Genomic DNA, 7,972 nt, shown 5'->3' with positions numbered 1-7,972 from the left:
GAAGAACGGCAAGCGCCGCTAGCCCCCTTCCGAGCACTCGAAGCGGACAGAGACTCGCAGGGGAATATGGCCAGTGACGGGGGATTGCATTATCCCTCGACCCTCCTATGCGCACCTTCCGCCGCGGCCTGACCGCGTTCGCTCTCGTCGCCGGCCTCTCGGGCTGCTCCCACTCACCCTCCTCCGCCAGCATCGCGCCGCGCGTGCTGGAGTCCGCCGCGGAGAAAGCCCAGTCCGGTTCGGACGAGGCGCGCACGCTCGCGTTCGCCGGCTTCCACGCGCACCTGCTCGCGGGCGACTCCGTCCAGGCGCAGCAGCGCTTCGACGCGGCCATCGCCAAGGACCCGGGGGACCCGTACGCGCTCATCGGTCAGCACCTGCTCGCGCGGCGCGCGGGACGGCCGGACCGGGCCCTCACCGCCGCGCTGGAGCTGGTGACGCGCGCGCCCACCCACCCGCTGGCCCTCATCGCCGCGCGCTACGCGCTGGACACCGTGGGCACCGCGCCGCCGCTGGATGACGCCATCCTCAAGGCCGCGCAGCAGGCGCTCGGCGCGGGCGCCACCGGAGAGACGGCCTACCTGCTGCGCGGCGCGCGGCTGTCCGTCGCCGTGGCGCGCGGGGACACGAAGGCGCGCGACGCGGTGCTGCGGGAGCTGGGCGGCGTGTCCGAGGCGACGCTCGTGGGCCCCTTCTCCGCCTTCCACGTCCTGTCCTGGGATGAGCCGTTCCCCACGAAGCAGGACGGCTCGCTCGCGGGCCCCTTCACCGGCGCCTTCGGGACGGTGACGCCGCGCAAGCTGCTCGCGCCGGACGGACGGCTGGACCTGGCGGGCGAGCCCGGCGAGGGCGACGTCTACCTCATGGCCTTCGACGCGGAGGTGCCGGAAGCGGCCACCTACGTGGCGCGCTCGGTGAGCGCCGCGACCCACCAGCTCCTCGTGGACGGCGCGCCGCTCATGGAGCGCCGGGGCTGGGAGCGTGCCACCAGCACCGTCACCACCCGCGCCGTGGCGCTGCCCGCGGGCAAGCACCGCTTCATCGTCCGCCAGCTCAAGGGCGCGACCTCCGGCGTGCTGTCCTTCTCGCTGATGCGCGCCGACGGCCGGCCCTCCAACGTGCGCTTCACCGCCGCCACGGGCGCGGCCCCCGCGTCCTGGGGCAGCGCGCCGAAGACGTCCGAGGCCGTGGGCGTGTACCCCACGACGCAGAGCCTGAAGGACGCGCTGTCCGGTGAGGCCGGAGACCTGTTGTCCACCGTGCTCGCGGCCCGCGACGGGCTGTCGCGCGACGCGGACGGGGCGCGCCGGCTGATGGCGGACGTGGAGGCCACGACGCCCGCGCTGCTGTCGCTGCGCGCGGAGCTGGCGGCGGCGGACCGCACGGTGCCCGCCAAGGTGGCGCGCGGTCGGGCCACGCGGGACTTGGAAGCGCTCCTGCCCAAGGACCCGGGCAACGTGGGCGCGCTGCTCCTGCGCGCGGACCTCTTCATGGACGACGGCCAGCCCGCCTCCGCGCTGGAGACGCTGAAGACGGCGAGCGAGGCCGTGCAGCCCCCGGGCTTCCCGCTGTTCCTGATGCGGGCGCGCGCGGCGCTGACGCTGGACGTGGACGCGCTGGCGGAGGAGTCGCTGGCGGCGGCGCTGCAGATTCAGCCCAACCTGTGTGAGGCGCTGGGGCTCCAGTACAACCTGGCGCGGCGGCGCGACGCGGTGGAGCGCTCGGACGCGCTCGTGGAGGCGCAGCAGAACTGCCCTGGCGTCCAGGCGCGGCGGGCCGACCACGCGCGCACGCGCGGCGATTTGGAGACGGCCGCGCGCGCCTTCGCGGAGATGCTGGCGCGAGACCCCACCAGCGTGAGCGCGGGCACGTCGCTGGCCACCCTCTACGTGGGGCTGCGCCGCCACGACGACGCGCTGGCGGTGCTCCAGGCCCTGACGGTGACGTGGCCGCGCAACGCGGAGCTGCTCAAGCGCATGGCGGACGTGCGCGAGTACGCGGGACAGAGCGCGGAGGCGCTCGCGCTGAGGGAGAAGGCGCTGGCGCTGGAGGGCGAGGACCTGTCGCTGCGGCGCGCGGTGGAGCGCGCGAAGACGGGCAAGGAGCTCTTGCAGGAGCACGCCATCGAGGGACGCGAGGCGATGCGCGCCTACGACGCGGAGCCCGTCACCGGCGGCGCGGCCGTGTTCGTGCTGGATGCGGCGGCGGTGCGCGTGTACCCCGACGGCAGCATCGTCAACCGCATCCACACCATCCAGAAGGCGCTGGAGCAGTCGGGCGTGCAGGAAATCGCGGAGGTGAATGTGCCGCGCGGCGCTCAGGTGCTGGCGCTGCGCACGCTGAAGGCGGACGGGCGCGTGCTGGAGCCGGAGAACATCGAGGGCAAGGACACGGTGAGCCTGCCCGGCGTGCAGGTGGGCGACAGCGTGGAAGTGGAGTACCTGCTCGCGGAGAGCCCTCGCGGCCCCGCGCAGCCGGGCTTCACGGCGTCCGCGTTCTACTTCCAAATCGCCAACCAGCCCAACGCGTGGACCACGTACACGGTGGTGGCGCCCAAGGGCTCGGGCATGAAGGTGGACGCGCACGGGATGAAGGCGCCCCCGCCGACGGTGAAGGGCGACGAGGAGGTCTTCCACTACGAGGCGCGCCGCGTGCCGCCGTTCATCCCCGAGCCGGACGCCCCTCCCTCCGGCAACGAGTACCTGCCCTTCGTCATGGTGGGCGCGGGCGCCACGGGCAACGAGGGCCTGATTCGCGTCTACGGCGACGCCTTCCAGGACCGCTGGCTGCGCACGGCGGAAGTCGTGGACTTCACGCGCAAGGCCACCCAGGGCAAGCAGGGCCTGGACGCGGTGAAGGCGCTGCATGCGGCGGTGATGCAGCGCTTCTCCGGACGGGACAACGGGCTGGGCCAGTCCGCGGCGTCCACGGTGGCGCAGGACCGGGGCAGCCGGCTGGCGGTGCTGAAGGCGGGCCTGGAGGAGCTGGGCATCCCCTCGCGCGTGGCGGCGGTGCGCACCTTCAACGTGGACCCCAACGACTACCTCTTCCCCAACGACAGCCTGCTGCCCTACGCGGCGCTGCGCGTGGAGGTGCCGGGCAGCGAGCCGGTGTGGGTGGACACGTCGGTGCGCTTTGGCCCCTTCGGCGAGCTGCCGGAGTTCGCCATGGGCGGGCGTGACGCGTACCTGGTGCCGGAGCCGGGCCGGAAGCTGGAGGTGGTGAAGACGCCCGCGATGAAGGAGTCCGCGGGCAAGCAGGTGCGGCTGACGCTGTCGCTCGACGCGGAAGGCAAGCTCAGCGGCAAGGGCGAGGAGACATACCTGGGGTTCGAGGCGGCGCAGCTGGCCGAGGCCTTCAACCAGCTGTCCGCGGAGAGCCGCAACCAGGCGCTCCAGGGCGCGGTGGCGCGGTACTTCGGAGGCGCGGCGCTGTCGAGCGTGAAGCTGGACCACGAGGACGTGGTGGGCGCGCCCTTCGTGCTGCGCTACGAGTTCACCGTGCCGCGCTTCGGGCGACTGGAGGGCGACAAGCGCATGGCGCTGGGACCCCTCACCTTCCCCGCGCAGCTCGGACGGCGCTACGTGCAGCTCAGCTCGCGCCGCACGCCGCTGTACATCGACAACACGGAGGCCAGCAGCACGCAGGTGACGGTGGCCCTGCCCTCCGGCTGGAAGCTGCCGGACCCGCAGCCGGCGCTCGACGTGAAGAACCCGTTCGGCCGCTTCACCCGCACGGAGAAGCAGGAGGGCTCGACGCTCACAATCACGGAGTCGCTGCGGCTGCCCCGCGCGCGCGTCGCCCCGCGCCAGTACGAGCAGTTCTCCGGCTTCACCGGCGACGTGGACCTCATCCAGACACGCGAGATGTTCCTCGTGAAGCCGTAGTCCAGGCCGAGCCGGCCAGCGGGAAGCGGACGCTCCGTCGCCCGCCTGGCCCCCCGGCGTCCCACCCTTTCCGGCGACTTCGGCGGGCCTCCCGGGTTGAATACGGGAGGCCCGCTCGCGTCTGAAGGCCCATCGATGTCCCTCGCGAGGGGGATGGCATTCTCAACACGGAGACGACGTCATGAGTCCTCGAAGCTGGCTCTGGATGGTGGCCCTGCTGTCGGCCCCGGTGGTGCAGGCGCAGACAGCCCCGGTGCCCTCGGACACGGGTTATGCCGATGACGGCCGCGAGTACGCCGACGGCGACTACGACGAGGACTCCGACGAGGAGATGGCGCCCATGGCCCCCCAGCCTCCTCCGTCGCTGCCCACGGAGCGGCCGTCGCGGCGGCCCTACTCCGGCGCCGTGTGGGCCTCCGGTCACTGGTACTGGGACGGCGGCGAGTGGCGCTTCAACCCCGGCACCTGGGTGGCCCCCATGGCGGGCTACCAGTTCGTCAACGGCTACTGGGAAGAGGACCGGGGCTCCTGGTACTGGGTCTCCGGCGGCTGGGCGCGCCAGGGCACCACGGAGGTGGAGATTCCCATTGCCGTCTCCGCGGAGACGCTCTCCACCCAGCAGGCGCCTCCCGCGCCTCGCCAGGAGATGCGCCCGGCGGCGCCCTCCGCGAACCTCGTGTGGGAGCCCGGCTATTGGTACTGGTCCGGGAACGACTGGGACTGGGTGGACGGCACGTGGGCCGCGCCGCCGCGAGCCGACCTGGTCTTCGTCTCGCCCCGCTGGGTGCAGCGCGGACTGGCGTGGCACTTCCTCGGCGGAGGCTGGGCGCCTCGCGGCTCCGTGAATGTCACCATCCCCGTCTTCCGCCACGCGCGCGTCACCGTGGGCTGGGGCCACCCCAACTACTTCGCCCACACGTGGTACCGCGCGCCGGCCGTCCGCTACTACTACCACCGCCCGTGGCGGACCTCCGGCCACTACTACCGGCATGACCGCGTCTGGCGCTCGCCGACCTACCACAGCTACTGGAGGGACCGCGGCGGCCCCAGGCACCACGACCGCGATGACTCCTGGCGCAACCGTGGCAATGACCGCTCGCACCGCGATGACCGCTGGAAGGGTCAGCAGCCGTCGCGACGCCAGGACCGCTGGCGCTCCCCCAGCCAGCGCTCGCGCACCCACGACGCGACGCCCGCCGGCGGTGGCTCCCATGGCCATGGCCGCGGCCGGGGACGTGGTGACCGCCACTGAACATCGCCCGGCACCCAAGGCGGAGGCGCCCCGGCCTCCGCCGTTCACTGGCAGACAGCAGCCTCGTTCAGACTCGCGAAAATCAAGATTAAACAGCAAATCCAAGGTGCTTCATGACCCTCCCCCTGGAGTGCTCCATGACATCCTGGATTCGTGGTTTCGCGTGGTTGGTACCCCTGTGTTTGCTGGCCGTGGCGTGTGAGCCCGAGCCCTCGCTCGAAGCGGCGGAAGCCCCGAGCGAGGTCGGCACCACGAGCGCCGCCATCACCCTGCCGCCGTCGTATGCCGATGCGCTGGTGACGGCTGTCTCCCAGCCCACCGCGCTGGCCTTCACTCCGGATGGGCGGCTGCTCATCACCACCCAGGGAGGACAGCTGCGCGTCTTCGCGGGTGGCGTCCTGGTGGCGACCCCGGCGCTGAACCTCGCCGCCAGGCTGTGCACCAACTCGGAGCGCGGGCTCCTGGGCATCGCGGTGGACCCGGACTTCAGCAGCACCGGCCATCTGTATCTCTATTACACGTTCAACAAGTTCAACACCTGCACCACGAACATCACCAACGTCGCGGTGAACCGCGTCTCGCGCTTCACGCTGTCGACGGGGAACGTGGTGAACCCGGCCAGCGAGCTGGTGGTGCTGGACAACATCCCCTCCACGGCGGGCAACCACAACGGAGGTGATTTGCACTTCGGCGCGGACGGGTTGCTCTACGTCAGCGTGGGTGACGGTGGCTGCCAGCTCGGAGACCCCAGCCGCTGCGCGGGCCAGAACACCACCGCGCGCCGCCTGGACGTCCTGCTCGGGAAGATGCTGCGCATCCGCAAGGACGGCACCATCCCCACGGACAACCCCTGGTACGCGGCCTCCGGCAGCCGTCGCTGCGGCAACCCCACGGGCGTGCCGACAGGCACCGGGCCGTGCCAGGAGAACTACGCCACGGGCTTGCGCAACCCGTTCCGCTTCGCCTTCCAGCCGGGCACCAACACCTTCTTCATCAACGACGTGGGCCAGGGCGTCTGGGAGGAAATCGACGAGGGCATCAAGGGCGCGGACTACGGCTGGAACACGCGCGAGGGCCACTGCGCCAACAACTCCACCACCAGCTGTGGGGCACCTCCCGCCGGGATGACCAATCCGCTGTTCGACTACAAGCACGGCACCAACCCCACGGGCTCGCCCTTCCAGGGTTGCAACTCCATCACCGGTGGCACCTTCGCGCCTCCCGGGGCCTGGGCCTCCTCGGATGACAACGCGTACTTCTTCAGCGACTACGTCTGCGGCAAGGTGTTCAAGCTGACGCGAGGCTCGGGGGGCGCCGTGACGGTGGACGCGTTCGCCACCGGCCTGGGGGGCAGCTCCGCGGTGACGCTGCGCTTCGGCCCCGCCGGTACGGGCCAGTCGCTCTACTACACGACGTACGCGGGCGGTGGAGAGGTCCGCCGCATCGACTTCACCGGCACGCGCAACCGGGCACCCACGGCCGCGCTGTCCGCGAGCCCCACCGCGGGCGCCACGCCCTTGACGGTCAATTTCAACGGCGGCGCCAGCAGCGACCCGGACGGGGATGCGCTGACGTACGTCTGGAACTTCGGGGACGGCAGCGCCGGAGTGGAGACGACCGCCGCCACCACCAGCCACGTCTACACCGCGAGCGGCGCCTTCACGGCCTCCCTCTCGGTGCGCGACGCGCGCGGCGCCACGTCCGCGCAGGCGGCCACGCTCCGCATCGACGCGGGCAACACCGCGCCCGTGCCCGTCATCACCGGCCCCCTGGAGAGCCTGCGCTTCTACGCGGGCCAGCCCCTGGTGCTGACGGGCAGCGCCACCGACGCGGAGGACGGCACGCTGCCGGCAACGCAGCTCACCTGGCGCGCGCTCTTGCACCACAACGAACACACGCACCCGCTGCTCGCGGCGACGAACGGCAACAACATTCCCCTCACCGCGCCCCAGCCGGAAGACCTGCCCGCGGTGCTGACGAACTTCGTGGAAGTGCAGCTCACCGCCACCGACTCCCAGGGACGCACCACCACGGTGACGCGCAACCTGCTGCCCCACGTCGTCGATGTGGCGTTGGACTCGGTGCCCTCGGGACTGACGATGGAGGTCAATGGCACCTCCTTCACCACGCCCACCGTCATCAAGTCCTGGGAGCGCTACACGCTCAACGTGGCGGCGCCCTCGCAGGCCGACTCCAGCGGGGTGTGGAAGGTCTGGGCCTCCTGGTCCGACGGCGGCGCGCTGGCGCACGGCTACCTGACGCCCGCGTCCAACTCCAGCCTCTCCGCCACCTATCAGAACGGCTTCGCGGCCCGGGTGGACTTCCTGCCCGCCACCTCGGCCGTACCCTCCGGCTACGTCGCGGACACCGGACTGACATTCGGTGACCGGGGCAACGGGCTGTCCTACGGATGGAACACAGACAACTCCACGCAGACCCGCGCGAGGGGCAGCGCGGCCTCACCGGACGCGCGCTACGACACCTTCACGCACCTGCAGAAGACGGAGAACCCGAACGCCGTGTGGGAACTCGCCGTGCCCTCCGGCCAGTACCGCGTGACGATTGCCGCTGGAGACCCGGACCACGTCGACAGCGTCTTCTCGCTCGCGCTGGAAGGACAGCCCGCGCTGTCCGGAACGCCCACCGCCACCACGCACTTCTTCACCACGACGACCACCGTCAACGTCTCCGACGGCAGGCTGACGCTCACCAACGGCAGCGGCGCCGCCAACAACAAGGTCAACTTCGTGGACGTGGAGCAGCAGTAGTCCAGGACACACCTCGCCCGGAACAGCGCTGTCTCCCGTACGGAGTCAGTCGCGCCCCGGCGAGG

The 7,972-nt window shown here is 71.5% G+C and carries 3 protein-coding genes; all 3 read left to right on the top strand.

Annotation, left to right across the window (positions count from 1 at the left end; all coding sequences use genetic code 11):
• Nucleotides 1–107: 107 nt before the first annotated feature.
• A complete protein-coding gene (locus HR086_RS20830; RefSeq protein WP_174466489.1) occupies nucleotides 108–3,887 on the top strand; it encodes a tetratricopeptide repeat protein in 3,780 nt (1,259 codons plus the stop codon).
• Nucleotides 3,888–4,068: 181 nt separating this feature from the next.
• Nucleotides 4,069–5,139, top strand: coding sequence for a YXWGXW repeat-containing protein (locus tag HR086_RS20825; RefSeq protein WP_174459679.1), 1,071 nt, complete (start codon nucleotides 4,069–4,071; stop codon nucleotides 5,137–5,139).
• 137 nt (nucleotides 5,140–5,276) lie between these two features.
• Nucleotides 5,277–7,907 carry a PQQ-dependent sugar dehydrogenase gene (locus tag HR086_RS20820; RefSeq protein ID WP_254626411.1) on the top strand — a complete coding sequence of 877 codons (2,631 nt, stop codon included), beginning with the start codon at nucleotides 5,277–5,279 and terminating at the stop codon, nucleotides 7,905–7,907.
• Nucleotides 7,908–7,972 lie beyond the last annotated feature (65 nt).

It is taken from the genome of Myxococcus sp. CA039A, assembly GCF_013336645.1.
Classification (GTDB): Bacteria; Myxococcota; Myxococcia; order Myxococcales; family Myxococcaceae; genus Myxococcus; species Myxococcus llanfairpwllgwyngyllgogerychwyrndrobwllllantysiliogogogochensis.
The sequence above is the reverse complement of the archived record's forward strand: the minus strand, read 5'-3'. Positions and strand labels throughout refer to the sequence as shown.

Excerpts from the sequence above, each read along its gene's own strand:
- HR086_RS20830 (WP_174466489.1), top strand. The coding sequence starts at position 108 with ATGCGCACCTTCCGCCGCGGCCTGACCGCGTTCGCTCTCGTCGCCGGC.
- HR086_RS20825 (WP_174459679.1), top strand. The coding sequence starts at position 4,069 with ATGAGTCCTCGAAGCTGGCTCTGGATGGTGGCCCTGCTGTCGGCCCCG.
- HR086_RS20820 (WP_254626411.1), top strand. The coding sequence starts at position 5,277 with ATGACATCCTGGATTCGTGGTTTCGCGTGGTTGGTACCCCTGTGTTTG.